This window comes from Massilia sp. 01N410 (genome assembly GCF_056399665.1).
This window is the reverse complement of sequence record NZ_JBFTRV010000013.1, coordinates 44,118-69,672: the sequence shown is the minus strand read 5'-3', so window position 1 is coordinate 69,672 and position 25,555 is coordinate 44,118. Positions and strand designations below refer to the sequence as shown.

Annotated in this window: 23 protein-coding genes; 12 read left to right on the top strand and 11 right to left on the bottom strand. The window is 67.1% G+C overall.

Annotated features, from left to right (window positions below; translation table 11 throughout):
* Window positions 1-5: 5 nt before the first annotated feature.
* Genes rsgA through AC1DOP_RS17685 form a run of 3 tightly spaced genes read right to left on the bottom strand, consistent with a single transcriptional unit; the run spans window position 6 to window position 2,553 of the window.
* A complete protein-coding gene (rsgA, locus tag AC1DOP_RS17695; RefSeq protein WP_477252496.1) occupies window positions 6-911 on the bottom strand; it encodes a ribosome small subunit-dependent GTPase A in 906 nt (301 codons plus the stop codon).
* An 8-nt stretch (window positions 912-919) separates the two neighbouring features.
* The gene (locus tag AC1DOP_RS17690; RefSeq protein WP_477252494.1) at window positions 920-1,264 is read right to left on the bottom strand and encodes a 4a-hydroxytetrahydrobiopterin dehydratase; all 345 of its coding nucleotides are present in this window, start codon (window positions 1,262-1,264) and stop codon (window positions 920-922) included.
* Window positions 1,261-2,553, bottom strand: a complete 1,293-nt coding sequence (locus tag AC1DOP_RS17685; protein WP_442121651.1) for a M48 family metallopeptidase — start codon at window positions 2,551-2,553, stop codon at window positions 1,261-1,263. The genes AC1DOP_RS17690 and AC1DOP_RS17685 overlap by 4 nt, the downstream gene beginning before the upstream one ends.
* 101 nt (window positions 2,554-2,654) lie before the next feature.
* Here AC1DOP_RS17685 and orn point away from each other — a divergent pair, with 101 nt between their 5' ends.
* Complete coding sequence (gene orn / locus AC1DOP_RS17680) at window positions 2,655-3,239, top strand: oligoribonuclease (protein ID WP_477252491.1); 585 nt, start codon at window positions 2,655-2,657, stop codon at window positions 3,237-3,239.
* Window positions 3,240-3,318: 79 nt separating this feature from the next.
* Window positions 3,319-5,784 carry an ATP-binding protein gene (locus AC1DOP_RS17675; protein ID WP_477252489.1) on the top strand — a complete coding sequence of 822 codons (2,466 nt, stop codon included), beginning with the start codon at window positions 3,319-3,321 and terminating at the stop codon, window positions 5,782-5,784.
* Here AC1DOP_RS17675 and AC1DOP_RS17670 read toward each other — a convergent pair whose 3' ends face one another.
* From AC1DOP_RS17670 to AC1DOP_RS17660, 3 genes are all read right to left on the bottom strand, one after another.
* Entirely contained in the window at window positions 5,785-6,735 is a 951-nt protein-coding gene (locus AC1DOP_RS17670; protein WP_477252591.1) for an MBL fold metallo-hydrolase, read from the bottom strand. It abuts the gene before it with no gap.
* A gap of 73 nt (window positions 6,736-6,808) precedes the next feature.
* The gene (locus AC1DOP_RS17665; protein WP_477252487.1) at window positions 6,809-8,569 is read right to left on the bottom strand and encodes a chloride channel protein; all 1,761 of its coding nucleotides are present in this window, start codon (window positions 8,567-8,569) and stop codon (window positions 6,809-6,811) included.
* 8 nt (window positions 8,570-8,577) lie between these two features.
* On the bottom strand, window positions 8,578-8,922 hold the full coding sequence (locus AC1DOP_RS17660) for a MarR family winged helix-turn-helix transcriptional regulator (protein WP_442121742.1): 345 nt from the start codon (window positions 8,920-8,922) through the stop codon (window positions 8,578-8,580).
* Between the two features lie 146 nt (window positions 8,923-9,068).
* Between AC1DOP_RS17660 and AC1DOP_RS17655 the strand changes: the two genes are divergently transcribed.
* The 4 genes from AC1DOP_RS17655 to AC1DOP_RS17640 all read left to right on the top strand — a co-directional run bounded on the left by AC1DOP_RS17655 (window position 9,069) and on the right by AC1DOP_RS17640 (window position 11,943).
* Window positions 9,069-10,235, top strand: a complete 1,167-nt coding sequence (locus tag AC1DOP_RS17655; protein ID WP_477252485.1) for an HPP family protein — start codon at window positions 9,069-9,071, stop codon at window positions 10,233-10,235.
* An 87-nt stretch (window positions 10,236-10,322) separates the two neighbouring features.
* Window positions 10,323-11,003, top strand: coding sequence for an RNA polymerase sigma factor (locus AC1DOP_RS17650; protein WP_442121645.1), 681 nt, complete (start codon window positions 10,323-10,325; stop codon window positions 11,001-11,003).
* Between the two features lie 74 nt (window positions 11,004-11,077).
* Entirely contained in the window at window positions 11,078-11,596 is a 519-nt protein-coding gene (locus AC1DOP_RS17645) for a DUF4142 domain-containing protein (RefSeq protein WP_442121644.1), read from the top strand.
* Window positions 11,593-11,943, top strand: a complete 351-nt coding sequence (locus tag AC1DOP_RS17640) for a cupredoxin domain-containing protein (RefSeq protein WP_442121643.1) — start codon at window positions 11,593-11,595, stop codon at window positions 11,941-11,943. The genes AC1DOP_RS17645 and AC1DOP_RS17640 overlap by 4 nt, the downstream gene beginning before the upstream one ends.
* Here AC1DOP_RS17640 and AC1DOP_RS17635 read toward each other — a convergent pair.
* Window positions 11,912-12,601, bottom strand: a complete 690-nt coding sequence (locus tag AC1DOP_RS17635; protein ID WP_442121642.1) for a UPF0149 family protein — start codon at window positions 12,599-12,601, stop codon at window positions 11,912-11,914. The genes AC1DOP_RS17640 and AC1DOP_RS17635 overlap by 32 nt on opposite strands.
* 366 nt (window positions 12,602-12,967) lie before the next feature.
* Between AC1DOP_RS17635 and AC1DOP_RS17630 the strand changes: the two genes are divergently transcribed.
* The 3 genes from AC1DOP_RS17630 to AC1DOP_RS17620 all read left to right on the top strand — a co-directional run bounded on the left by AC1DOP_RS17630 (window position 12,968) and on the right by AC1DOP_RS17620 (window position 16,973).
* A complete protein-coding gene (locus AC1DOP_RS17630; RefSeq protein ID WP_442121641.1) occupies window positions 12,968-13,960 on the top strand; it encodes a serine/threonine protein kinase in 993 nt (330 codons plus the stop codon).
* Window positions 13,961-14,071: 111 nt separating this feature from the next.
* The gene (locus tag AC1DOP_RS17625) at window positions 14,072-16,390 is read left to right on the top strand and encodes a coiled-coil domain-containing protein (protein ID WP_477252481.1); all 2,319 of its coding nucleotides are present in this window, start codon (window positions 14,072-14,074) and stop codon (window positions 16,388-16,390) included.
* A gap of 112 nt (window positions 16,391-16,502) precedes the next feature.
* A complete protein-coding gene (locus AC1DOP_RS17620) occupies window positions 16,503-16,973 on the top strand; it encodes an AraC family transcriptional regulator (RefSeq protein ID WP_442121639.1) in 471 nt (156 codons plus the stop codon).
* Here the strand turns inward: AC1DOP_RS17620 and AC1DOP_RS17615 are convergent.
* From AC1DOP_RS17615 to AC1DOP_RS17600, 4 genes are all read right to left on the bottom strand, one after another.
* The gene (locus AC1DOP_RS17615; RefSeq protein WP_477252479.1) at window positions 16,957-17,928 is read right to left on the bottom strand and encodes a CE1 family esterase; all 972 of its coding nucleotides are present in this window, start codon (window positions 17,926-17,928) and stop codon (window positions 16,957-16,959) included. The genes AC1DOP_RS17620 and AC1DOP_RS17615 overlap by 17 nt on opposite strands.
* Before the next feature lie 79 nt (window positions 17,929-18,007).
* On the bottom strand, window positions 18,008-18,415 hold the full coding sequence (locus AC1DOP_RS17610) for a hypothetical protein (protein ID WP_442121637.1): 408 nt from the start codon (window positions 18,413-18,415) through the stop codon (window positions 18,008-18,010).
* Between the two features lie 106 nt (window positions 18,416-18,521).
* The gene (locus AC1DOP_RS17605; protein ID WP_442121636.1) at window positions 18,522-19,097 is read right to left on the bottom strand and encodes a TerD family protein; all 576 of its coding nucleotides are present in this window, start codon (window positions 19,095-19,097) and stop codon (window positions 18,522-18,524) included.
* A gap of 38 nt (window positions 19,098-19,135) precedes the next feature.
* Window positions 19,136-20,173: a DUF475 domain-containing protein gene (locus AC1DOP_RS17600; RefSeq protein WP_442121635.1), complete on the bottom strand. Its 1,038-nt coding sequence runs from the start codon at window positions 20,171-20,173 to the stop codon at window positions 19,136-19,138.
* A gap of 135 nt (window positions 20,174-20,308) precedes the next feature.
* Here AC1DOP_RS17600 and AC1DOP_RS17595 point away from each other — a divergent pair, with 135 nt between their 5' ends.
* From AC1DOP_RS17595 to AC1DOP_RS17585, 3 genes are all read left to right on the top strand, one after another.
* Window positions 20,309-20,734 (top strand): divergent PAP2 family protein, encoded by a 426-nt coding sequence (locus AC1DOP_RS17595; protein ID WP_442121634.1) that lies wholly within the window; start codon window positions 20,309-20,311, stop codon window positions 20,732-20,734.
* A 338-nt stretch (window positions 20,735-21,072) separates the two neighbouring features.
* Window positions 21,073-22,248 carry an efflux RND transporter periplasmic adaptor subunit gene (locus AC1DOP_RS17590; protein WP_442121633.1) on the top strand — a complete coding sequence of 392 codons (1,176 nt, stop codon included), beginning with the start codon at window positions 21,073-21,075 and terminating at the stop codon, window positions 22,246-22,248.
* Between the two features lie 12 nt (window positions 22,249-22,260).
* On the top strand, window positions 22,261-25,461 hold the full coding sequence (locus tag AC1DOP_RS17585) for an efflux RND transporter permease subunit (RefSeq protein ID WP_442121632.1): 3,201 nt from the start codon (window positions 22,261-22,263) through the stop codon (window positions 25,459-25,461).
* The last annotated feature ends 94 nt before the right edge of the window (window positions 25,462-25,555 follow it).

Here is a 25,555-nt window from a genome sequence, read left to right as displayed (position 1 = left end):
TGCCATCAATACAAGGTCTGTTCAGACTCATGTAGTAATTGCGCATACAGCGCGTGGCGGATCGGCGCGATCTTGCCCTCCGCGACCGCCCCGAGGATGGCGCATTGCGGCTCTGCCAGGTGGCGGCAATTGTAGTATTTGCAACCGCCCAGGAAGGGCTTGAACTCGACGAAGGCGCGTTCCAGCATGCCTTCCGTCAGGTGATACAGGCCGAATTCCTGGAAGCCGGGCGAGTCGATGATGTTGCCGCCGGTGTCGCCGGGCAGGCGGTACAGCCGGGTAAACGTCGTCGTGTGCTTGCCGGTGTCCAGGGCTTCGGAGATCTCGCGCACCGCGATGTCCGCATCCGGCACCAGCAGGTTGATCATCGAGGACTTGCCCATGCCGGACTGGCCGATGAAGATCGAGGACTCCCCCAGCAGCAGCGGCATCAAGGTCGCCACGGTGCCTTCCGGATCGGCCTTGGCCGAGACTTCGTGCAGCGGGTAGCCGAGATTGGCGTACAGCGCGGCGCGCTCGCGGGCGCGCGGCAGCAGCTCTTCGACGTCGACCTTGTTGAGGATGAGGTGGGCCTCGACGCCGGCCGCCTCGCAGGCCACCAGGGCGCGCGAGACCAGGTCGTCGGCGAAGCTCGGCTCGGTGGCGACGACGATGAAGAGGCGCGTGATGTTCGCCGCCAGCAGCTTCGACTTGTACTGGTCGGAGCGGTAGAGCAGGGTGGTGCGCTCGGCGATCTTCTCGATCACCGCCTGGTCGTTCGAGGTGCGCTTCAGATGCACGATGTCGCCGACCGCGACGTTGGTCTTCTTGCCGCGCGTGACGCACTGCAGGAATTCTCCATCGACCTCGGCCAGGTAGTGGCGGCCGTGCGCCGCGACGATGGTGCCGGTCAGGGCCTCGTTTTTGTTCATGCCCTTGCTCATGCGCCGGCCCGTCCGGCGTACAGCGCGTCGGCTTTCGCAGCGCAGATGAAGTCGTTTTCGCTGAGGCGGTGGCCGGCGGAGTGCGTGGTCCAGGAAACCGTGCAGCGGCGGTAGCCCACCTGCAGGTCCGGATGGTGGTCTTCGCGATGCACCATGAAGGCCAGCGCGTTCACGAACTCGATGGTCTCGTGGTAGTCGCGGAACAGGAACTCGCGCACCAGGCGGTGGCCGTCGACATGCCAGTCGGGCACTTGCGCCAGCAAACTGGCAGCGGCGGCATCGTCCAGCGCCGCGGCGTCGTGGATGCAGTGGCCTTGGTTCAGGGGCAGCGCCTTGTTCATGCGGGCTCCATGCCGGCCGTGCCGGAGAGCGCACCCGCTTCAGCCAGGTGCCGGATGCGGATCGAGGCCGGCGGATGCGAATCGTAGAAGGCCGAGTGCAGCGGGTCCGGCGTCAGGGTCGAGGCATTGTCCTCGTACATCTTGACCAGGGCCGAGACCAGGTCGCGCGCATCGCTGTGGCTGGCGGCGAAGGCATCGGCTTCGAACTCGTGCTTGCGCGAGGTGATCGAGGTCAGCGGCGCAAACGGGAAGGTGAATACCGGCAGCACCAGCATGAACAGCAGCAGCGCCATCGCATCGTTGTTCTGGCCCAGCAGCGGAATGACGCCCAGGCCGGTGTAGAACCATACCTGGGTCTTCAGCCAGCCCAGCAGGGCCAGGAAGACCAGCGACAGCGCGAATGCGACCACGATGCGCTTGATGATGTGCTTGAGTTTGAAGTGGCCCAGTTCGTGGGCCAGCACGGCTTCGATCTCGGCGGGCGCGAGGCGTTCCAGCAGGGTGTCGAAGAAGACGATGCGCTTGTTGGCGCCGAAGCCGGAGAAGTAGGCGTTGCCGTGCGCCGAGCGCTTGCTGCCGTCCATCACGAACAGGCCTTTCGAGGCGAAGCCGACGCGCGCCATCAGGCCTTCGATGCGGCTTTTCAGGCTGTCGTCGGCAAGCGGCGTGAACTTGTTGAAGAGCGGCGCGATGACGGTCGGGTAGATCACCATCATCAGCAGTTGGAAGCCGCTGAACACCAGCCAGGCGTACAGCCACCACAGGGGGCCGGTGCGCTCCATCAGGAACAGCACCACCCACAGCAGCGGCAGGCCGATCACGGCGCCGACCAGCGTGCTCTTGACCATGTCCGCCAGCCACAGCTTGAGCGTCATCTTGTTGAAGCCGAAGCGCTGCTCCAGCACGAACTGGAACCAGTAGGTGAAGGGCAGGTCGAGCAGGCCGGCGATGGCGGCGTAGGCGACGACCAGGCCGATCTGGTGCGCCATGCCCGGGCCCAGCAGGTGCAGCAGCGCGGTCGACAGCGCTTGCAGCCCGCCCAGCAAGGTGAAGCCGATCAGCACCAGGCCGCTCCAGACCGCGTGGATCAGGCCGAAGCGGGTCTTGGCGACCGTGTAGTCGGCGGCCTTGCGGTGGGCGTGCAGGGGGATGCGGTCGGCAAATTCGGCCGGCACCCGATCACGGTGACGCAGGACGTGGCGGACGTGCCGGCTGGCCAGCCAATACCGCAACACCAGGGTCAGCATGAAAAAAATGACGAACAAAACCGAAAACGCGAATGAAAGCATCGTGTGCCTGTGAGAAAATCCTGTTTTTCGGGGTCAGAGCACGAACTTAGCGCCTGTGCTCTGACCCCGACTGACTAGAGTCACCTACCAAAGAACAGATTATGTCACAAGCCAACGAAACCCAAACCCCGACCGTTACCCCGCGCCCGAACGACATGAACCTCGTCTGGCTCGACATGGAAATGACCGGCCTCGATCCGGACAACGACCGCATCATCGAAGTCGCGGTGGTCGTCACCGACGCCGAGCTGAACATCCTGGCCGAAGGCCCGGTGTTCGCCATCCACCAGAGCGACGAGACGCTGGACAAGATGGACGCCTGGAACAAGGGCACCCATGGCAAGTCGGGCCTGATCGACCGCGTGAAAGCCTCGACCGTGAACGAAGCCCAGGCCGAAGAGCAGCTGATCGCCTTCCTGAAACAGTGGGTGCCGGCCAATAAATCGCCGATGTGCGGCAATTCGATCTGCCAGGACCGCCGCTTCATGGCGCGCGGCATGCCGAAGCTGGAAGCCTTCTTCCACTACCGCAACCTGGACGTCTCGACCCTGAAGGAACTGTGCCGCCGCTGGAAGCCGGAACTGGCATCGGGCTTCAAGAAGGCGCAAAAGCATACCGCGTTGGCCGACATCGTCGAGTCGATCGAAGAACTGCGCTACTACCGCGAGCACTTCATCAAGCTGTAAGTTGTGAATCGCCCACAGAGGGCATGACACAATGTTGAAATCGTGAATCGTCTCGCCATGAATTATGGAATAATCGATCATGGCTGACATTCTGCGCATTACCGCCGGGCTGGGCGACAGCGAGACGCGGCGCCTGCTCGGCGCGCACGACTGGCAATCGTCGCCGCTCGGCCCGCCGGATTCCTGGCCGCCCGAACTCGCCACGGCCGTGTCGATGGTCCTCAGCTCGACCTTTCCGATGTTCCTGGCCTGGGGGGCGCAGCAGGTCTTCCTCTACAACGACGCCTATATCCCGGTTCTCGGCAACAAGCATCCGTCCGCCTTCGGCGAGCCGTTCCACCGTGTGTGGTGGGAGATCTGGCACGACCTCGGACCGATCGCCGGGCGCGCCCTGGCGGACCAGTCCTCCTTCCTCGAGGACATGCCGCTGACCATGGAGCGCAAGGGCTATACCGAGCAGACCTATTTCACTTTCTCGTATTCGCCCCTGCACGACGGCGAGGGCAGGGTGATGGGCATGTACTGCACCTGCATCGAGACCACCGCCCGCGTCGAGGCCGAACGCCGCGCCGCCTTCGAGCTGGCGCTGTCCGACGCGCTGCGGCCGCCGGGCTCCAGCGAGGAGGCGATCGCCACCGCCAGCGCCTTGCTTGGCAAGGAGCTGGGCGTGGAGCGGGTGATGTACGGCGAGGTCGACGACGAGCGCAACACCTTCTACGTGCCGCGCGACTGGACGCGCCACGGCAGGTCCAACCTGTCCGGCAATACCTTCGCGATCGACGCCTTCGGCGAAGACGTGGCCAGGGCAGGGCGCGCCGGCGAGATCATCGCCATTACCGACGTGCGCATCGATCCGCGCACCGCCGCCCACCAGAAGGCCTACCTGATGGCCATGGGCGTGACCGCCAGCCTGCTGGTGCCGCTGGTGAAGTCGGGCCGCCTGGTATCCTTCCTGGCGCTGGGCCACAAGCATCCGCACCGCTGGAGCGAGGCCGAGATCGCGCTGGCGCGCAGCCTGTCGGAGCGCCTGTGGACCGCGGTCGACCTGGCGCGCGCCCACGAGGCCCTGCGCGCGGAGCGCGACCGCAGCCAGATCATCCTCGATTCGATTGCCGAGGGTTTTGGCCTGCTCTCATCTGACTGGACCGTCCTCGAGATGAACGCCGAGGGGCTGCGTCTCGGCAGCCGCACCGCCGAGCAGGTGATCGGGTGCAATCACTGGGAGATCTGGCCCGAATCCGTGGATAGCGAGCTCGGACGCATGTATCGCCGGGCCATGTCCCAGCGCATTGCCGGCAGCGCCGAATACCGGCATCGCTTGCCGGGAGGGGAGGTGCGCACCTACGAGGTGAGGGCCTACCCGACCAGCAACGGCGGCCTCGTCAGCTTTTTCCTCGACATCACCGACCGCAAGAAGGCCGAGGAAAAGCTGCGTGCGGCCGACCAGCGCAAGGACGAATTCCTGGCCATGCTGGCGCACGAGCTGCGCAACCCGCTGGCGCCGATCAGCGCCGCCGCCGACCTGCTGAAGATCGGCCGCCTCGACGAGAACCGGGTGCGCCAGAGCAGCGCCATCATCGGGCGCCAGGTGAAGCACATGACCAGCCTGGTGGACGACCTGCTGGACGTGTCGCGCGTCACGCGCGGGCTGGTGACCCTGGCGCGGGCGCCGGTGGCGGCGCGCACCATCGTCGACGAAGCGATCGAGCAGGTGCGCCCGCTGTTCGAGGCCCGCCGCCAGGCCCTGTCGGTGCGGCTCGACGATCCCGAGGCCACGGTCCTCGGCGACAAGGCGCGCCTGGTGCAGGTGCTGGCCAACCTGCTCAACAACGCGGCCAAGTACACGCCGGAGGAGCGCCGCATCGACGTCGAGGCCCGGACCCGTGGCGAGCACCTCGAGCTGGAGGTGCGCGACGAGGGGATCGGCATGGAAGCGGGACTGGGCGACCGCGTGTTCGAGCTGTTCGCCCAGGGCCAGCGCTCGGCCGACCGCTCGCAGGGTGGACTGGGGCTGGGCCTGGCGCTGGTCAAGCACCTGGTTGAGCTGCATGGAGGCACCGTCGAATGCGCGAGCGCCGGACCGGGCCGCGGCAGCAGCTTCGTCGTGACCCTGCCGCTGATGCAGTCCGCGGCGCACAGCGAGGAGCCGGGTGCCGCCGCGCCGCAGCAGCAGGGACAGCCGCTGCGCCTGCTGGTGGTGGACGACAACGTCGACGCCGCGGCCACCCTGGCGATGCTGCTGGAAGCCTGCGGCTACGAGGCGATGGTGGAGAACGATTCGCTGCGCGCCCTCGAGCGCGCGTGGCGGGAGTGTCCGGACGTGGCCCTGCTGGACATCGGCCTGCCGGAAATGGACGGCAACGAGCTGGCGCGCCGCCTGCGGGCCGATCCGCGCACCCACGCGATGCTGCTGGTGGCGGTGACCGGCTACGGCCAGGAACAGGACCGCCGCGCCGCCCTCGAAGCCGGCTTCGACCACCACATGGTCAAGCCGGTCGACCTCGACAAGCTGGCAGCGATCCTGGCCGGCGTGGCCGGCTCCTGATCAGCGCATCTGCGTATAGTTGACTGGCACCCAGCGGTAGCCCTTGCCCTGGGTCTGCAGGTGGCCCAAACCCGGGAACTGCAGGTGGGCGCCGCCGATCAGGTAAGCTTTTTTCGCGGCGTCGTCGAACACCTTCTTGCGGGCGGCGTAGGCCGCCTTCTCGTCGCTGTCGAAGGCGACCGTCACTTGCGGATTGTCCATCTGCACGGCCGCCACGTGGATCAGGTCGCCGATCAGCACCAGCTTCTGGCCGCGGCTCTCGACCACATAGGTCGTGTGGCCCGGGGTGTGGCCGTGTTCCGCCAGCGCCGATATGCCAGGCACCAGCTGGCCGTCGGCCTCGATCGCCTTGAACTTGCCGGCCTTGACGTAGGGGTTCAGCGAGGCCATCGCGCCCTGGTAGTCGGCTTTCTCGTCGGCCGGGGCCTTGTCCATGTTCGCCTGGCTCAGCCAGCGGTCGGCATCGGGCTTGCCGGCGCGGACCACGGCGTTCGGGAAGTTGCGCTGGCCGTCGTGGGACAGGCCGCCGACGTGGTCGCCGTGCAGGTGGGTGATATAGATCTCGTCGATCTGTTCCGGCTGGTAGCCGGCGGCCTTCAGGTTCTGCAGGAATTTGCCCACGGTCGGGCCGAACAGGGCGCCGGCGCCAGTGTCGACCAGCACCAGCTTGCTGCCGGTGTTGATCAGGAAGGCATTGTCCGAGGTTTCCAGCGGCAACTTCAGGTGGTTCTTTTCCAGCGCGGCGCGGGTGAGTTCCGGCTTCTGGTGCAGGATCTGGTCGACCGGCAGGTCGAAGGTGCCGTCATTGATCGGGGTGACTTCGAAGTCGCCGACCATGATGCGGTAGTAGCCGGGAGCCGGGGTCTTGACCATCGGCGCGGCAGCGTGGGCGGCGGACACCAGCGCGGCGGCGGCAGCGATGGCGGAAAGGGTCTGCTTGAGCGGTTTCATCAAGTTCTTGTCCTCAAGATGGATAGACAATGGCGCGGTGTGCGTATTGCCTATCGTACATGATTGCTCCGCGTTATGCTTGCCGCCGCGACAAGGGATTACGCCGCAGCACACGGCGTTCGTGTTCCTCGGCATGCAGGCCGGCGGTCGCCTTGATCAGGTCGCTGCGGCTGACGATGCCCAGCAGCCGCGGCTCGCCGGCGCTGGCCACCACCGGCAGGCGTTCGATGCCGTGCACGGCCAGGCGGGTGGCGACGATGCGGCAGGTCTCGCCGGCCAGCGCCACCGGCGGCCTGTTGATGCCGAAGAGCCGGCCCACCGGGGTGTCAGGCGCCTGGCCGTTGAGCGCATCACGGTCCAGCATGCCGACCAGCTGGCCGGCGCGCGTGACCGGGAAGCCGCGGTGCTTCTGGCCGGGGCCGAAGTGGGACGCCAGCACCTCGGCCACGGTGGCATCGGCATCGACGCTCTGGACCTGGCTGGTCATGACTTCGGCCACGCTGTGGCGCTCGAGCGGGTCGATACCGTATTCGCGGTAGATGTGGTGGCCGCGGCGGGCGATCTTCTCGGTCAGGATCGAGCGGCCCATGGTCAGCACCGTGAAGCCGTAGGCGCCGGCGGCGGCGGCCAGCAGCGGCAGCAGGGCATTCGAATCGTGGGTCAGCTCGAAGGCGAACACCACCGCCATCACCGGCGCGCGCATCATGCCGCCCAGGGTGGCGGCCATGAAGACCAGCGGCCACAGGGCCGGTTCGGCGCCCGGCAGCCAGGGCGAGAGCAGGGAACCGAGGCCGGCGCCCAGCATCAGCAGCGGGGCCAGCACGCCGCCCGAGGTGCCGGAGGCCAGCGCGATCAGCCAGATCACGAACTTGACGGCCAGCAGGGCCAGGACCGCGCCCAGCGCCAGGTGGTTGTGCAGCAGGTCGCCGATCACGTCATAGCCCACGCCCAGGGCGCGCGGCTGGAAGTAGCCGCCGATGCCGACCGCGAGGGCGCCCAGCGCCGGCCACCACATCCAGTGGATCGGAAGACGGTGGAACCAGTCCTCGACCTTGTACAGCATGGTCGACATGGTCCACGACAGTGCGCCGCACAGGATGCCGGCCGCCACGCAGGACAGCAGCGCAACCGGCGCCACCGGCATGGTCTGCAGCGGGAACAGCGGGCCCGCTTCCATCGCCAGCGGGCGCAGGAAACCGGCCACCGCGCAGGCCACCGCCACCGGCAGCAGGCTGCGCGGACGCAGTTCGAACAGCAGCAGCTCGACCGCCATCAGCACCGCCGCCACCGGGGTGCCGAACACCGCCGTCATGCCGGACACGGCGCCGGCCACCAGCAGCGACTTGCGCTCGCCGCCGGTCAGGTGGAAGTGCTGGGCGATCAGGGAGCCGATCGCGCCGCCGGTCATGATGATCGGGCCTTCGGCGCCGAAGGGGCCGCCGCTGCCGATCGCGATGCCGGAGGCCAGCGGCTTCAGCACTGCGACCTTCGGCGACATCGCGCTGTCCTTGAACAGGATCGCCTCGATCGCCTCGGGGATGCCGTGCCCGCGGATCTGCTCGGTGCCGTAGCGCGCGATCAGGCCGATCACGATACCGCCGATGACCGGCACGATGATGACCCAGGCGCCCAGGCCGTGGTTGGCGGGCGAGAGATCGGCCAGCGAGAAGCGCTGGTAGAAGAACAGGTCGGTGAAGAAGCGGATCAGGAGCAGCAGCACGTGTGCGGCAAGCACGGCGAGGCCGCCGATGACGGCGGCGATCGCCGCGATCAGCAGCAGGCGCAGGTCGCCGGAAAAGTCGCGGCGGTCGGGCAAATGAAGGTGAGCGGACATCGTGGGACTCAATCGAGGTTGGGAATCGTGAATACGCCTTGCAGGGCGCGCAGTTCGGCGCGGTGGATCTCGGCCAGGCGCGTCAGGATGGCTTCGCCGTGCGGCAGCAGGTGCACTTCGACGCGGCGGCGGTCGTCGGCGTTCGCGCGCCGTTCGACCAGGCCGCCGGCTTCGCAGCGCGAGACCAGCGCCACCACCCCGTGCGGCTTGGCCTGCAGGCGCTCGGCCAGCTCGCCGACGGTCGCCCATTCGCGTCCCTTGAAGCCCTTGATGTGCAGGAGCAGCAGGTATTGCAGGGGCGTGATGCCCTCGGCCTGGACGGCGTTTTCGGAGAAGTGCTCGTAGCGCCGCATCTGGTAGCGGAATTCGGAGAGCGCGGCGAAGTCGGACTTGGCAAGCGGGGAGGGGGGAGCTTTCACTGCTTTCACTGAAGGGGGCGTGGCAAGGAGAAGCCGAATAATATATCATATTGTGATGTTTTTTTTGTAGAAGTTTTATCTTGGACCAGACTTTGCAATGGATGCGCGCCTTCGTGCCGCAACGTAATTCCGTACCGCGTCCCGAAAGGATGCGCTCCGTGGCAGGCGCCCTGATCGGCCTGCTGCTCACCGCCGGGCTCAGCATGCAACTGCTCGGCAGCGCCACCCTGCCGGCGGCCCTGGTGGCGCCGATGGGCGCCTCGGCCGTGCTGCTGTTCTGCGTGCCGGCCAGTCCGCTGGCCCAGCCTTGGTCCGTCATCGGCGGCAATACCATCTCGGCCCTGGTCGGCATCGCCTGCGCCAAGGCGATCGGCAATCCGCTGCTGGCGGCGCCGCTGGCGGGTTCGCTGGCGATCCTCGTGATGTTCCTGCTGCGCTGCCTGCATCCGCCCAGCGGCGCGGTGGCGCTGACCACGGTGCTGGGCGGCCCGGCCGTGCACGCGGCCGGCTTCGGCTTCGCCTTCGTGCCGGTGTGCCTGAACTCGACCCTGATCGTGCTGGTCGCGCTGGTCTTCAACAACCTGACCGGGCGCCGCTATCCGCACACCCAGCAGTCGATGCTGAAGAACGTGCACGCGACCCGCGACCCGGTGCCGACCGCGCGCCTCGGCTTCACGAAAGAAGACCTGGACGCCGCGCTGGCGCGCTACGGCCAGGTGCTGGACATCAGCCGCGACGACCTCGAAGAGATCCTGCTCGAGACCGAAGTCCAGGCCTACGGCCGGCGCTTCGGCGTCGTCACCTGCGGCGCGATCATGTCGAAGGACGCGGTGACGGTCCGCCCCGGCATGCCGCTGGCCGAAGCCTGGCGCCTGCTGCGACAGCACGGCCTGCATGCGCTGCCGGTGCTGGACAAGGCGCAGCGCGTGGTCGGCATGGTCGGCCAGAACGATTTCCTGCATCATGCGGGCCTGGACGATTACCAGACCCTCGGCGAACGCCTGCGCGGCCTGTTCAACCACCTGCTGGGCGTGCGCAGCCGGCCGGGCAAGGTGGTCGAGATCATGCACCGCCAGGTGAAGACGGTCGGCATCGACGAACCGATCGCCGAGCTGGTGCCGCTGATGACCAACCAGGGCCTGCACCATATCCCGGTGGTGGACGAACGCGGCGTCTTTGCCGGCATCGTCAGCCAGTCGGATATGCTGGCGGCAATGTACGAAAGCCGCCTGACCGCCCCGGCCTGAACGGAAATACGGGAACGCCGCGGCCGCGGCCTGCATCCAATCGGCAGCACTTTGCTTCTTAATCGGCATCACGTCAGGGAGAACGCCATGCAGCCAGCAGTCGACGACGATTCGGACGCCGCCATCCGGCAGCGCGTGGTGGATGGCGAGCAGGCCGCCTTCGCGCGCCTGATGCGGCGCCATAACCGGCGGCTCTACCGCGTGGCGCGCAGCATCCTGCGCGACGATGCCGAGGCCGAGGATGCGCTGCAGGACGCCTATATCCAGGCCTACCGCGCCTTGCCGGACTTCCGCGGCGAGTCCTCGCTCGCCACCTGGCTGACCCGCATCGTGATGAACGCCGCCCTGATGCGCCGCCGCAGCGCGGGCCGGATGGCCGAGGTCATCGAGCTGGGCGCCGAGCCGGCCATGGACGCGTTCTGCGCCGCGCGCGAAGCGGGCGAGCCCGGGCAGCCGGAGCAGGCCGCGCTGCGCGCCCAGGCCCGGGGCCTGATCGAAGCCAAGATCGATGCGCTGCCGGAAGCCTTCCGCACCGTGTTCGTGCTGCGCGCGGTCGAGGAACTCAGCGTCGACGAAACCGGACAGCTGCTCGGCATTCCCGAAGCCACCGTGCGCAGCCGCTACTTCCGCGCGCGGGCCATGCTGCGCGAGGCGCTGGCGCGGGAGCTCGACTTCGCGCTCGACGATGCCTTCGGCTTCGACGGCGAACGCTGCGACCGCATCGTCGCCAGCGTCATGCGCCGGCTGGGCGAGGACGCAGTGAGCTGAAGATTCCGGGAACGCGGCGCGGGTTTGCTGCATCGAATGGCATGTTCCACTTCCCAATATCAATGGAGACTGCCATGAAGACGATGCTCGCCCAGTTACTTCCGCTGCTGCTGTTGCCCCTGATGCCGCTCGCCCACGCCGCCAATCCCAACGATGCGCAGATCGCCGCCATCGTGGTTGCCGCCAATACGGTCGACATCGATGCCGGCAAGCTGGCCGAATCGAAGACCAGGAACAAGGACGTGCGCGCCTTTGCCCAACGGATGGTGGCCGACCATTCGGGCGTCAACAAGCAGGCGGTGGCGCTGGTCAAGAAACTGCACGTGACGCCGGAAGCGAACGACACCAGCAAATCCCTGACTCAGGGCGGAGAAACCACGCGCGACCGCCTGAAAGGCATGTCGGGCCACGACTTCGACAAGGCCTATGTCGACAACGAGGTGAGCTACCACGAGACGGTGCTGGATGCGCTCGACAAGACCCTGATCCCGAACGCGTCCAATGCCGAGCTGAAGGCGCTGCTGGCCAAGGTGCGGCCGGCCTTCGTGGCCCACCTGGAGCATGCGAAGCACATCCAGGCGGAACTGAAATGAAATCCGTGGTGGTGGCGCTGGGCCTGATGGCCTGGGCCGCGGCCGCCGGCGCGGCTGATCATCGTGTGGTCATCGAGGGCATGGCCTTCACGCCGAAGGTGGTGGCCGTGCAGCCCGGCGACACCATCACCTGGGTGAACAAGGACATCTTCGTCCACAACGTCACCGCGGCGGCCGCCGGCATCAAGTCGGGCGACCTGAAGCCGGGGCAGAGCTGGCGCCACACGGTGCGCCGGGGAGTATCCTTCGATTACCTCTGCAGCCTGCACCCCGTGATGACGGGGCGGGTGGAGGTGGAAGCTGAGGGGAAAGCGCTCAGGCCTGCTCGGCCCCGCAGCACTTCTTGAATTTCTTGCCGCTGCCGCAGGGGCAGTCGTCGTTGCGGCCGACCTTCGGCTCCTCGCGGCGCACGGTCTCGACGGCGGCCTTGCGGCGCGGCAGCCAGTAGCGGTGGATGCCGGGCAGGTTGGCTTCGATGTCCAGGGCCAGCTTGTGGGCCAGGCGCGGATCCTCGACCTCGGCCAGCTCGCTTTCCTCGATCTCGTCGGCGCCCAGCAGGTAAATCGGGCGCATCAGCGGACCGGCTTCCGAGTCCCAGATCTCGTCCCAGGAGCCGGGACGCAAGTCCATGCCTTCCCAGAAGCCCCAGCACCAGGCTTCGGCGTCGATCAGGGTTTCGCCCTCGACTTCGTGCTCGACGTAGAGCGGCTCGAATTCCTTGGGCGCGACCTCGAAGGTGATCAGCACTTCGTTCATGAAGCGCATGATCAGGTTGACGATGCGCTGCTCTTCCTTCGGGTTCTTCCACTTGGGCGCGGCGCCTTCCTCGCCCCACACGCGCGGCAGCCACTCGGCCGGCATGATGGATTCCGGGCCGATCGCGATGGCGGTCAGGTAGCCGTGCAGGGTGTCCATCGTCATCGCGCCTTCCGGGCTGCGGTCGGACAGCAGGAAGTTGTCGAGATCGTCGAATTCTTTGTCGGTGAGGGGCTGTTCGAGTTGCATGTGTGGTCCAGGGTGATTCTGTTTCGTTGAAGCCGCCAGTGTAACGCCTGCGGCCCCGGACCGGCGGAAAAAAGCGCCGGACAGCTGCTCATGCCGTCCGGCGCAAACGGAAAACCAGGTCCATGTTGCCCGCTATTGTCGAGCGCAGGCTTAATGCCCGCTTAGCCCATGGTAAGCCTGACCGATCAGGGGCTCGGTGCATCCACACACACATTGCGATGATCATCATTCATAAAGTCGGCAAATTTTCATGGGATTCGATTCTCTGCAGAAAAGATTTGCTGTCATGAAGCGTGCTGGTGCATAAATTCGGCAAAATCATGGGCGAGGGGTGCGCCGGTGTGCTGCCGGCCTTACAATGGCGGCATGGAATATGAATCGGAAACTCACCCCTTCTCGCGGCTCGATCCGCTGATGGTGCTGGACGCGGTCGAGAGCGTCGGCCTGCACGGCGACGGCCGCCTGCTGGCCCTGAACAGCTACGAAAACCGGGTCTACCGCGTCGGCCTGGAAGAGGGCCAGCCGGTGGTGGTCAAGTTCTACCGGCCGGAGCGCTGGAGCGATGCCGCCATCCTCGAAGAGCACGCTTTTACCGAGGAACTCGCCGAACAGGAAGTACCGGTGGTGCCGGCGACCGTGCTGGACGGGCGCACGCTGCACCACTTCGGCGGCTTCCGTTTTGCCGTCTTCCCCAGCCGCGGCGGCCGCGCGCCCGAGCTGTCGGACCCCAAGGTGCTTGAGTGGATCGGCCGCTTCATCGGGCGCATCCATGCGGTGGGTGCGCGCAAGCCCTTCATGGAGCGTCCGGCGCTGAACCTCGACACCTTCGGACGCGAACCGCGCGCCTGGCTGATTGGACACGGCTTCATTCCGGACGAGCTGCTGACCGCCTACGCCAGCGTGATCGACCAGGCGCTGGACGGCGTCGCGCGCTGCTTCGACCGGGCCGGCGAGGTCGCGACGGTCCGCCTGCACGGCGATTGCCACGCCGGCAACGTGCTGTGGACCGCCGACGGTCCCCATTTCGTCGACTTCGACGACAGCCGCATGGGCCCGCCCGTGCAGGACCTGTGGATGCTGCTGTCGGGAGAGCGCCAGGAGATGGTGGGGCAGCTCGCCGACGTGCTGGCCGGCTACGAAGACTTCTGCGAATTCGACCCGCGCCAGCTCTACCTGGTGGAAGCCTTGCGCACCCTGCGCCTGATCCATTATTCGGCCTGGCTGGCGATGCGCTGGGACGACCCCGCCTTTCCCGCCGCCTTCCCCTGGTTCAATACCCAGCGCTACTGGCAGGACCGCATCCTCGAGCTGCGCGAGCAGGTTGCGCTGATGGACGAGCCGCCGCTCTGGCCTGTTTGAAACAATCCGCTGAATTGCAGCGGTTTCACGCTTCAGTTCGGCGTGACGCGTTTTCCAGCCATGACGCATAATCACGCTGAGCCCCAGTCCGCCCGCACCGATGAGCAGCCCATGACCGATCACCCCGACCACCACGACGATGCCGATTTCACGATCGACCTGATGCCCGCGTCCCAGGAGCACGCCGCACCCGGCGTCGAGCCGCAGCGCGAACAGCTCGAGAAGCGCGCCATCCAGGAGGGCATCGCGCGGGTCGAGGCCGAGGCCAAGGCGGCGGTGGCGGCCGAGAACCGCGCCCATGCCGAAGCCCGCGCCCGCAGCCTGGCCGAGGAGCGCGCCGCGATCGACGCCGAAGCCGCCGCCGCCGCACTGGCGAATGTCCAGGCCTCGGAAGAGGCGATCGAGGCCAACCGCGACCGCATCGACACCCTGCGCGCCGCCGCCAGGGCCGCCGCCGAGCGCCTCGACGCGATGCGCCAGGAAACCGCCGAGCTGCGCGCCCGCGTCGAAGCCGATACCCAGATCCGCCTCGACGCCGAGTCGCGCGCGCGGGCCCAGGAAGAGGCACGCCGCCGCGCCGAGGAACAGGCCCGGGCCGACGCCGAGATCGCCGAGCGCGTGGCGCGTCAAGCCGAAGAGCTGGCGCTGCAGTCCGAACAGGCGCGCCTGCAGGCCGCCGAGCGGGTCGCCGCCGTGCACGCCGCGCGCGAAGAAGTCAGCCACAGCGCCAGCGCCGATGCGCGCGTGGCGATCCTGGCGCGCGAACGCGAGCGCGCCGAGAAGGCCGCGCGCCAGACCGCGGAAAAGCTGGCCGAAGCCGAAGCCGAGGCGCTCGAGCTGGCCCTGCAGCGCGAGCGCGCCGACCAGGTCGCGCTGGCGTCCAGCTTCGCGCGCGCCGCCGCCGAGGCGAGGGCACTGGAAGAAGCGCGCGCCCTGGCCCACATCGAACAGGAGCGCGAGGCTATCGCCCAGGCCCAGGCCGAGTACGAGCGCACCGCCGCGCAGTCGCTGCGCATGCGCCTGCAGACCGAGAAGGAATTGCGCGACGCCGCCGTGCACCGCGAGCGCATGGAAGAGATGGCGCTGGCCGCGCTGGCGGCGCGGCGCGATGCGGAAAGCCGGATCCTGGCCGCCACCGAAGCGCGCATCGAAGCCGACCGCAAGCTGCGCGAGACGGCGCTCGCGCGCGCCCAGGCCGAGGAGGACGAAGCAACCCAGGCCCAGGCCCGCCTGGATGCCGAACGCGCGGCCGCCGAACAGGCGCGCTTGCGGGCCGAGGTCGACCGCCGGGCGGTCGAGGCGGCCGCACTGGAAGCCGAACAGCAGGAACGCGAACGCGCGCTGCTGGATGAGCGCGCAGCGGCATCGCGCGCCGCGGCCGAGGCGCGCGCGGCGGAAAACGGCGCCGAACAGGCCCGCCTGGCGCATGAAGCCGAACAGGCCGCGCTGCAGCGCGAAGCGGCCCGCCTGGCCGAGCGCCGCGCCCTGGAAGCCGAGGCGCTGGCCGGCGCCGAGCGCGAACGCCTGCGGGTCGAGGAAGAAGCGCTGGCCGCCCTGAACGAGCGCCAGGAAGCGGAACGCGCACTGGCCGCCGCCGCCCAGGCGCGCATTGCCGCCGAACAGGAAGAAGCGGCGCTGCTGCGCGCCCAGCTTGAATCCGAACAAGGTACGCTGGCGGCCCGCCAGGCGGCGGTGGAAGCCCAGCGCCAGGCGGCACTCCATGCCGAACAGCAGGCCGCGCATGAGGAAGCGGCCGCCGCTGCCGAGCACCTGCGGATGGAGCGCGCCGCCGAGCTGGCACGGGCCCAGGCCGAACGCGCCGAACACGAAGCCCGCCAGCAGGCCCTGGCCGAGGAGCTGCTGGCCGCCGAGCAGGCGGGGGCCGACGCCGCCCGCGAAGCCCTGCTGCTGCTGGAACAGAAGCTGTCGGCCCAGCGCCAGCAGGCCGCTGCCGACGCCCGCGCCAACGAGGCCGCCGCGGCCCGCCTGGCGTCCGAACACGCGGCCGTGCTTGCTGCCGAGGCGCGCGCCAAGGCCGAGGAAGAACGGGCCCAACTGGCGCAGACCCGCGAGCAGGCCGAGCAGGCCGCCGCCCGCGCCGCGATGGACAAGCGCGACGCCCAGCGCGCATTGCTGGAACACGCCCAGCAGGCCGCCGACATGCAGCGCAAGTCGCTGCAGGCGACCCAGGAAATGGCCGATGCCAAGCGCCGCCTGGTGGAACTGGAATCGGTGCGCCAGGAAGAGCAGGTGGCGGAACTGGGCGCGCTGCGCGAACAGATCGACGCCCGCCAGGCCGAGGCCAAGCAGCGCGCCGAATCGGCCGACCTGGCGCGCGAAGTGCTGGGACGCTTCTCGCAACTGCCGTCGGCCCAGCAGGCGGCGGCGCGGCTGGCCGAGGCGGTCGCCAAGCAGCGCGGCGAGAGCTGAGTGCGCGTAGGGTGGGCACGGGGTGCCCCTACCTACCTGTCGGATCTTCCAGTTCAGGCGGAACAGGTCCTGACCTAGAATCGCGGTTTTCACACGAACGAGGAGAACCGGAATGGACGTCGCCATCGTCACCCTGCCGCCGGTGCGGATCGCCACCCTGCGCAAGATCGGCCCCTACGGCCCGGAGATCGGCCGCTTCTGGGGCGAGACCGTCACCCCTTGGCTGGAGCGCCAGGGCCTGCTGGGCGAGCCCACCTATGGCATCGCCCTCGACGATCCCACTACCACCCCGCCGCAGGACTGCCGCTACGATGCCGGCGTCGAGGTCGGCGAGGACTATGCGGCCCCGGCCGGGACCGCGCTCACGGTGCTGCCGGGCGGGACCTATGCGGTGGCGCAGTTCGCCGGCCAGGCCTGGGAGATCCCGGCCGCCTGGCAGACCCTGTTGCGCGAATGGCTGCCGGCCAGCGGCTATACCTGCGACACAAGGCCCTGCGTGGAATACTATCCGCGCAACTGGCGCATGGAGGCCGACGGCAGCTTCGCCTGCGAGCTGAGGATGCCGGTCAGCGGGGGCCGTTGACCCGTTTGTCCTTGAAGAAGTTCCAGGCCTCTTCGGCCGTATCGACGTCGTGGTTCATATTGCCGACGATCTTGCGCAGGATCCACGGCAGTTCCTCGACCTTGGACGAAGCCGTGTGGCCGCCGCCGTCGATACGCATGAACTGGATCTGCAAGCGCGCCGGATCGTTGCCCCAGACATAGCGCGTGGCCGAGGTCGGGTCGGACGATTGCAGGTGCGGCATGCGGAAGCTGAGCGGCGTCTCCGGCAGGCCGGCCAGGCGGCGCCACACGGCCACCGATTCCTCGGCGCTGATGCCGCTGCCGCGGTCGCGCAGCAGCCAGTGGCCGACCCGGCCGCCATTGTAGGGCGCGATCTCGTCGGCGGTGCCGTGCGAGGCGAACACCGAGATCGGATGCGCGGGCGCCCGGCAGCGCGTCTGCATCGCCATCAGGGCGCTCTGCACGCCGATCGCCGCCAGCCGCGGCGCCAGTTCGATGCCGAGGCGGTAGGCCATGCCGCCGCCGTTCGAGCTGCCGTACACGTAGATGCGCTCGGGATCGGCGCCGAGCTCGTTGACCGCGGTGTCGATCAGGGCGGCGATGAAGCCGACGTCGTCGCTGGTGGCGTTGCTGGCGGCATCGAGGCGGCAATCGTTCCAGGCCTGCTTGCCGTCGCTGCCCTTGATGCCGTCCGGCGCGATCAGCATCACGCGCTCGCGTTCGGCGAGCCGGATCCAGTCCTGGGAGCGATAGGTGCCGAAGGAAGCGAGGCCGACCATGAAGGCGGCCGAGGCGCCATGTCCGTGCAGCAGGATGACGGTGGGGCGGTTGTCGCGCGCCAGCCGGTCGGGTTCGACCACGAGGTAGTGGCGCCGTCCTTCTGGACGCAGCAGCGCGTAGTCGACGATGGTGGAGGCCTGCGCCGCATCCATCGCCGCCCATGCCAGCGCCATTCCCGCAGCCCACTCTTTCATCCTGCGCCCTCTTGCTTGCCGCGTTGCCACAGATATATCGAAAAGCTTGGGAAGATGGCTCTGTGATTCTTTTTTCGTATCAGCTGCCGGGGTTCGGCGATACCGGATTTTGGCCGCCGACCACGGCTTTCTCGACGAAATAGCTGGTTTCGCCGAAGCAGCTGGTCGGGAGGCCGACGTGCTGGGCATAGCTGAGCTGGACGCGCTGGCCCATGGCCGCCTGCAACTGCTTGACCACGTTTTCGTCGCGCACCGTGAAGGCGAAACGCTCGGGGATGGCGCCCGGCATGCTGGACAGCAGGATCTCGCCCTCCCAGGTCTTGCACAGCCAGCCCTTGCGCGACAGTTTCTGCAGGTAGCCGGCGCGTTCGCCTTCGGAATACGACCAGTGCAGCACGATCGCCATGTAGAGCGCGAACAGCACGATGGCGGCAACGACGACGGAGGCGAGGAGGACGCTGGTGCGGCGCGGGAAGGTCGATGGCATGGTCGCGAGGGTAAGTGAATCCGGCGCCCATTCTGACGATGAGCGCGCGAATTGTCAAAAGCTCATGTCCGGCAGGCGTGCCGGACGGTGTTTCAGACCCTGAAGCTCAGACGTTGACGCCGAAGGAGCGTGCCAGCGGACCCAGGCCGCCGTTATAGCCCTGGCCGACGGCGCGGAACTTCCATTCGCTGCCGTAGCGGTAGAGTTCGCCAAAGATCATCGCGGTCTCGGTCGAGCTGTCTTCGGACAGGTCGTAACGCGCGATCTCGCGCTCGCCCTCGGCGTTCAGGCAGCGGATGAAGGCGCGCCCCACCTGGCCGAAGTTCTGGCGGCGCTGGTCGGCTTCGTGGATGGTCACGGAGAAGGCGATCTTCTCGATCTCCGGCGGCACCCGGGTCAGGTCGACCAGCAGGCGTTCGTCGTCGCCTTCGCCCTGGCCGGTGCGGTTGTCGCCGGTGTGCTTGACCGAGCCGTCGGTGGACTGCAGGTTGTTGTAGAAGATGAAGTCGGCATCGCCGCGCACCTTGCCGTCGCCGCGCAGCAGGAAGGCGCTGCCGTCGAGGTCGAAGGTGGCGCCGTCGCTGGCGCGCGGATCCCAGCCCAGGCCGATGATGACTTTCTTGAGGGTCGGGTCTTCCTTGGACAGGTTGACGTTGCCGCCTTTTTGCAGACTGATCGCCATATGGTTTCCTTTCGTTTTGGGTTGAATGTGGGTTGAACTCAGGCCGATCCGAGTTCCTCGCGCCGCTTGTAGCGGATCGAGGACCACAGCGAGACCAGGATGAAGGCGATGCCGGACAGTCCGGTGAACCATTCCGGAATCTCGTATTCGACGCTGGCGAACATGATCAGGGCCAGGATGCCGATCGCGTAGTGGGCGCCGTGCTCGAGGTAGACGAATTCTTCCAGCGTGCCCTTGTGCACCAGGAACACGGTGAGCGAACGCACGAACATCGCGCCGATGGCCAGGCCCAGCATGATGATGACGACGTCGTTGGTGATGGCGAAGGCGCCGATCACGCCGTCGAAGCTGAACGAGGCATCCAGCACCTCGAGGTAGAGGAAGCCGCCGATGCTGCCCTGCGAAATCAGCTTGCCCACCGCCGGGTCCGATTCCTCCTCTTCGAGCAGGCCGCTGAACCAGTTCACGCCCACGTAGACGATGACGCCGACCACGCCGGCGATCAGCACCGGCAGCTTGGCTTGCTGGGGCATCAGGCTCATGCAGCCGAACACGGCCAGCAGGGTCAGCAGGACGGCCAGGCCTTCGCTGCCGAACTGGCCGACTTTTTCTTCGATCCAGCCCAGCCAGTGGAGTTCCTTTTCCTCGTCGAACAGGAAGTTGAGGAAGACCAGCAGCAGGAAGGCGCCGCCGAAGGCCGCCACCTCGGCGTGCTGGGCGGTCAGGATGCGCGCGTACTCGTCGGGTGTTCTGGTGGCCATGTGCCAGACGTCGATCAGGCCGAGGCCGGTCGCCACCGAGACGATCAGCAGCGGGAACAGCAGGCGCATGCCGAATACGGCCACCAGGATGCCGGCCGTCAGGAAAAGTTTTTGCCAGAATGCGTTCCAGTTGCGCAGCACGGAGGCATTCACCACCGCGTTGTCGAAGGAAAGCGAGACTTCAAGCACGCCCAGCACCGCCGCGATCCACAAGGCCTGCAGCAGACCGCCGGTGCCGCCGTGGCTGTAGCCCCACCAGGCGGCCAGCGCCAGCAGGACGACCGTCACCACGAATGACAGCTTGAAATGTTGCATCGACTTCTCCCTGTATGCTGCGTTGTCTGATAAACCACACTGGACAGGATATTACAAGTTTCTCACTGTGGCAGGCGCATAGCTTCTGCGATAATGTTGCCCGGCATTATTTTTGTACTAACCTTCGGAACTCACATGGATTTCACTTACCTGCTGACCCCGCTGTTGACCTGGCTGGTGGTCGGACCGATCAAATTCCTGATCAATAGCGCGCGCCAGCGGCGCTGGGCCTTCAACCTGGTCGGCAACGGCGGCTTCCCGAGCAACCACAGCGCCACCGTGACCAGCATGGCGACCCTGATCGCCCTGCGCGAGGGCATCGGCCACCCGGCCTTCGGCGTGGCGGTCACCCTGTGCTTCATCGTGATGATCGACGCCAACAGCCTGCGCCAGCACGTCGGCCGCCAGGCCGCCGCCATCAACCGCCTGGCCGCAGGGAGCGGGGACAGCGGCCACCGTACGCTTCGCGAGCGCATGGGGCATACCCTGGTCGAGATCGGGGGCGGGATCGTTACCGGGGTTTTGATGGGGAATGTGGTTTATCACTTGTTTGTGAAATAAAAGCTTAGAGTCAACTTGGCGGAAGAGTGCCGGGGACACTCTTCCGCCTTCGCGGGGACGACAATGCTCGAGCCGTCGTCCCCGCGAAGGCGGGGACCCAAGTTCGTCGAGCTTCCGCAACGTTTCACCCGGACGTCCGCCTGTCCGCCCACTGTCCACTTCCGGACGCATTTCATCTCTGCCAACTGCAGTTCGTCGCACGAATACGCAGTTCATCCCACGAAAACCACGCTCTGCCGATCCCCGATTGACGGCCCAAACCGCCTCACGGATACTGCGCGCTGGTTTTTCATATTCTTATATTTACAGCGTACGAGTCCACCCGGGAGATCCACGAAATGCTGCGCAAAACCCTACTCGTCCTTGCCATTGCCTCGGCGCTCGCCGCCTGCGGTAAAGGTCCCAAGGAACCCGCCAAGCCGGAAACCGCGACTGCGCAGGCCGATGCCAAGAAGGATGGCAAGGCCGTGCAGCTGCTGGTGTCGCCGGAAGACGTGCTGACGGTGCAGAGCAATGCGCTCGCTTCGGGACCCGTGATCACCGGCTCGATCCAGCCGGAACGCAAGGCCGACCTGCGCGCGGAAGTCTCGGCCGTCGTGCTGCAGGTGCTGAAGGAAAACGGCGAGCCGGTCAAGCGCGGCGACGTACTGGTCAAGCTCGACGAGACCTCGATCCGCGACACCCTGATGTCGGCCGAAGCCTCCGCACGCGCGGCCGACCAGGCTTTCGAGCAGTCGACCCGCGCACTGGACCGCCTGAAGACCCTGCGCGCCTCCGGCATGACCTCGGCCCAGGCCCTGGACGACGCCGAAGTGCGCCGCAACACCGCCCAGAGCGAAGTCTCGGCCGCGCGCGCGCGCGTGGCGACGGCCCGCCAGCAGGTCGGCCGCACCGTGGTCCGCGCACCCTTCGACGGCATCGTGTCCGACCGCAAGGTGTCGGCCGGCGACACGGCCGCCATCGGCAAGGAACTGCTGAAAGTCATCGACCCGACCTCGATGCGCTTCGAAGGCCGCGTCTCGGCCGACAAGATCGCCGCCGTGAAAGTCGGCCAGCCGGTCATGTTCCGCGTCAACGGCTATGGTGAGCAACAGTTCAGCGGCATCGTCAAGCGCATCGACCCGTCCGCCAACGACGTCACCCGCCAGGTCGAGGTGCTGGTCGGCTTCAACGGCGGCAAGCAGCCGAGCGTGGCCGGCCTGTACGCCGAAGGCCGCGTCGACGCCGAAATGAGCGACGCCCTGACCCTGCCGGAATCGGCGATGGTCAAGGCCGGCGACAAGACCTATGCCTGGAAGCTCAAGGGCAATGCCCTGGCCAGGGCCGACCTGACGGTGGGCACGCGCGATCCGCGCACCGGCGACTTCGAGATCAAGGGCGGCCTGGCGGCCGGCGATGCCGTGCTGCGCCACCCGAGCGCCAGCCTGAAGGACGGCCAGAAGATCGAGCTGGCGGCCGCCAAGGCGCAAGCGCTTGCGAGCGCCGGCAACGGCCAGGCCCAAGGGAAACAATAAGGATAAGCCTCCATGTTCCTTTCCAATTTCAGCGTCAAGAAGCCGGTTGCCACGATCGTGCTCATCATCGCGATGATGTGCATGGGCCTGTACGCCCTGTCCAAGCTGCGCGTGAACAACGAGCCGGACGTGCAGATTCCGATCCTGGTCGTGACCGTCCCGTATCCGGGCGCCTCGCCCGAGACCAGCGAACGCGAGATCGTCAACCGCCTCGAGAAGCAGATGCAGGCCGTCAGCGGCGTGACCGAAGCGCGCGCCTACGCCAACGAGGGCAGCGCCACCATCGTGCTGCAGTTCGACTTCAAGCGTAACCTGATCGAGGCGGCGGACGACGTGCGCAACGCGATCGCCGCGGTGCGCTACAAGCTGCCGATCGAGATGCGCGAGCCGGTGCTGCGCCGGGTCGATCCCTCGGCCCAGCCGATCATGAACCTGTCGCTGACCTCGACCACCCAGAGCCACGCCGAACTGTCGCGCCTGGCCGAGGACGTGCTGGCCGACCGCTTCCGCGGCATCGACGGCGTGGCCGACGTGCAGGTCGGCGGTTCGCTCAAGCGCGAACTGTCGGTGCTGCTGCATGCGCAAAAGCTGCGTGAATTCAATGTTTCGGTGACCGATGTCACGAATGCGCTGGGACGCCAGAACACCAATGCGCCGGTCGGCAAGGTGCGCGGTCCGCTGGACGAGAAGGGCATCCGCCTGGTCGGCCGCATCGACCGGCCCGAGGACTTCTCGCAGGTCGTGGTCAAGCGCAACGGCGATACCGTGGTGCGCCTGAACCAGGTGGCCGACATCAAGGACGGCTTCGCCGACGTCGACAATCTGTCGATCCGCAGCGGCAAGCCCGACGTCGGCATCTACATCGTGCGCTCCCGCGAAGCGTCCACGGTGACCATCGCCAAGAAGGTCAACGCGATGATCGAAGAGGTGCAGAAGGAGTTGCCGCCCGGCACTAAGCTGGAAGTCACCTGGGACGGCGGCAAGTCGGCCCAGGACAGCCTGAACAACGTCATCGAGTCGCTGGTATTCGGCGCCGTGCTGACCATCTTCGTGGTGTACGCTTTCCTGAACTCCTGGCGCTCGACCCTGATCACCGCGCTGTCGCTGCCGACCTCGGTGCTGGCGGCCTTCATCGCGGTCTGGCTGTGCGGCTTCACGCTCAACTTCATGACCCTGCTCGGGCTGTCGCTGGCGATCGGCGTGCTGATCGACGACGCGATCGTGGTGCGGGAAAACATCGTGCGGCACATGGAGAACGGTGAGGACCGCCGTACCGCGGCCCTGAACGGCACCGCCGAGATCGGCATGGCCGTGGCCTCGACCACCTTCTCGATCATGGCCGTGTTCATTCCGGTCGCCTTCATGGGCGGCATCGCCGGCGAATGGTTCCGTCCCTTCGCCCTGACCGTGACCTGCTCGGTTGCCGTGTCGCTGCTGATCTCGTTCACGCTGGACCCGATGATGTCGGCCTTCTGGGGCGACCCGCCGGGCCACCACCATGCGCCGAAGCGCGGCCTGGAAAAATACCTGGCGAAATTCAATACCTGGTTCGACCACCAGGCTGACCGCTACGGCAACGTCATCGCCTGGGCCCTGCATCACCGCCGCTCGATGGCCGTGATCGCGCTGCTGTCGCTGGCGGCCGCCATCGGTTTGCACATGTGGAAGGGCGGCGTGGCCTTCCAGCCGAAGATGGACCAGGGCCAGATCAAGATCGAAGTCCGCACCCCGGCCTCGTCCTCGGTCGAGTATGCGCGCCTGAAGATGGAAGAGGCGGCCGCGATCGCCCGCACCCTGCCGGAAACCAAGGATACCAACAGCTCGATCAACGTGAACGGCGGCTCGATCTACGTCGACATCGGCAAGCGCCGCGAACGCAAGCGCAGCGCGTCCGAGGTTGCGACGGCCCTGCGCGACAAGGTCAGCCGCCTGGTGGGCGCCGAGTATGTCGTGATGGACGACCTGTCCGGCAACGGCAAGCCGGTGTCGCTCGACTTCACCGGTCCCGATTCGCGCAAGCTGATGGAACTGACCTCCCGCTACATGGAGAAGCTGCGCCAGATACCGGGTGCGGTCGACGTCACCCTGTCCCAGCAGGATCCGAAGGACGAGCTGCAGATCGAAATGGACCGCGGCCTGGCCAACTCGATGGGCATCTCGGTGGGCGACGCCGCCAGCGCACTGCGCGTGGCCTTCGCCGGCATCGAGGTCGGCGACTGGGTCGACCCGACCGGCCAGAGCCGCGACGTGGCGGTGCGCCTGCACCCGAGCGACCGCGTCGGCACCGACAACATCGAGCGCCTGCCGATCCCGGTGGCCGGCACGAATATGATGGTGCCGCTCGACCAGATCGCGAAGATCACGATGGGCAAGGGTCCGGCCTCGATCTCGCACCGTGACGGCAAGCGCGTGGTCACGGTCACCGCCAACGCCCAGGGCCGCTCGAATGGCGAAGTGATGCAGGACGCGATGAAGCTGGCCAAGACCATGGACTTCCCGCCGGGCTACGGCCTGGCGGTGGGCGGCCAGAGCAAGATCATGAACGAGGTGTTCACCAACCTGGGCATCGGCCTGATCTCCGGCATCGGCCTCATGTACCTGATCCTGGTGATGCAGTTCGGCTCCTTCACCGCGCCGCTGGGCGTGATGATGTCGCTGCCGCTGTCGCTGATCGGGGTGGTCCTGGCGCTGATCCTGACCGGCGGCACCCTGAACATGATGAGCTTCATCGGCATCATCATGCTGATGGGACTGGTGGCCAAGAACGCGATCCTGCTGCTGGATGCGGCGCGTTCCCGTGAAGCCGAAGGCATGGACCGCGAGGAGGCCCTGATGGCCGCCGGCCGCGCCCGCCTGCGGCCGATCCTGATGACCACCTTCGCGCTGATCGCCGGCATGCTGCCGGTGGCGCTCGCCCTCGGCGACTCGGGCGAGTTCTACCAGCCGCTGGCGATCTCCATCATCGGCGGCACCATCACCTCGACGATGCTGACCCTGCTGGTCGTGCCGACCTTCTACGACAGCATCGAGATCGCCCGCGACCGCATGGGCGCCAAGTTCCACCGCCGCGTGGCGCGCTTCTCGGCGCTGCCGGCCTTCGTGATGACCTTCGTCGAAGCGATCCTGACCATCGTGCTGGTGCGCTTCGTGTTCCGCATGATCGTCAAGGTGGGACGCTTCGCGACCGGCCGCCGCGGTCCGGTGGCTGCCTGATCCGCTGCGCCGGTTCGCCGGCGCAAGCGTCGTGTCTCAATGCAAAAGGCCTGCTCGCGCAGGCCTTTTTTCGTCGTGTCCGGCGGACGGCTGG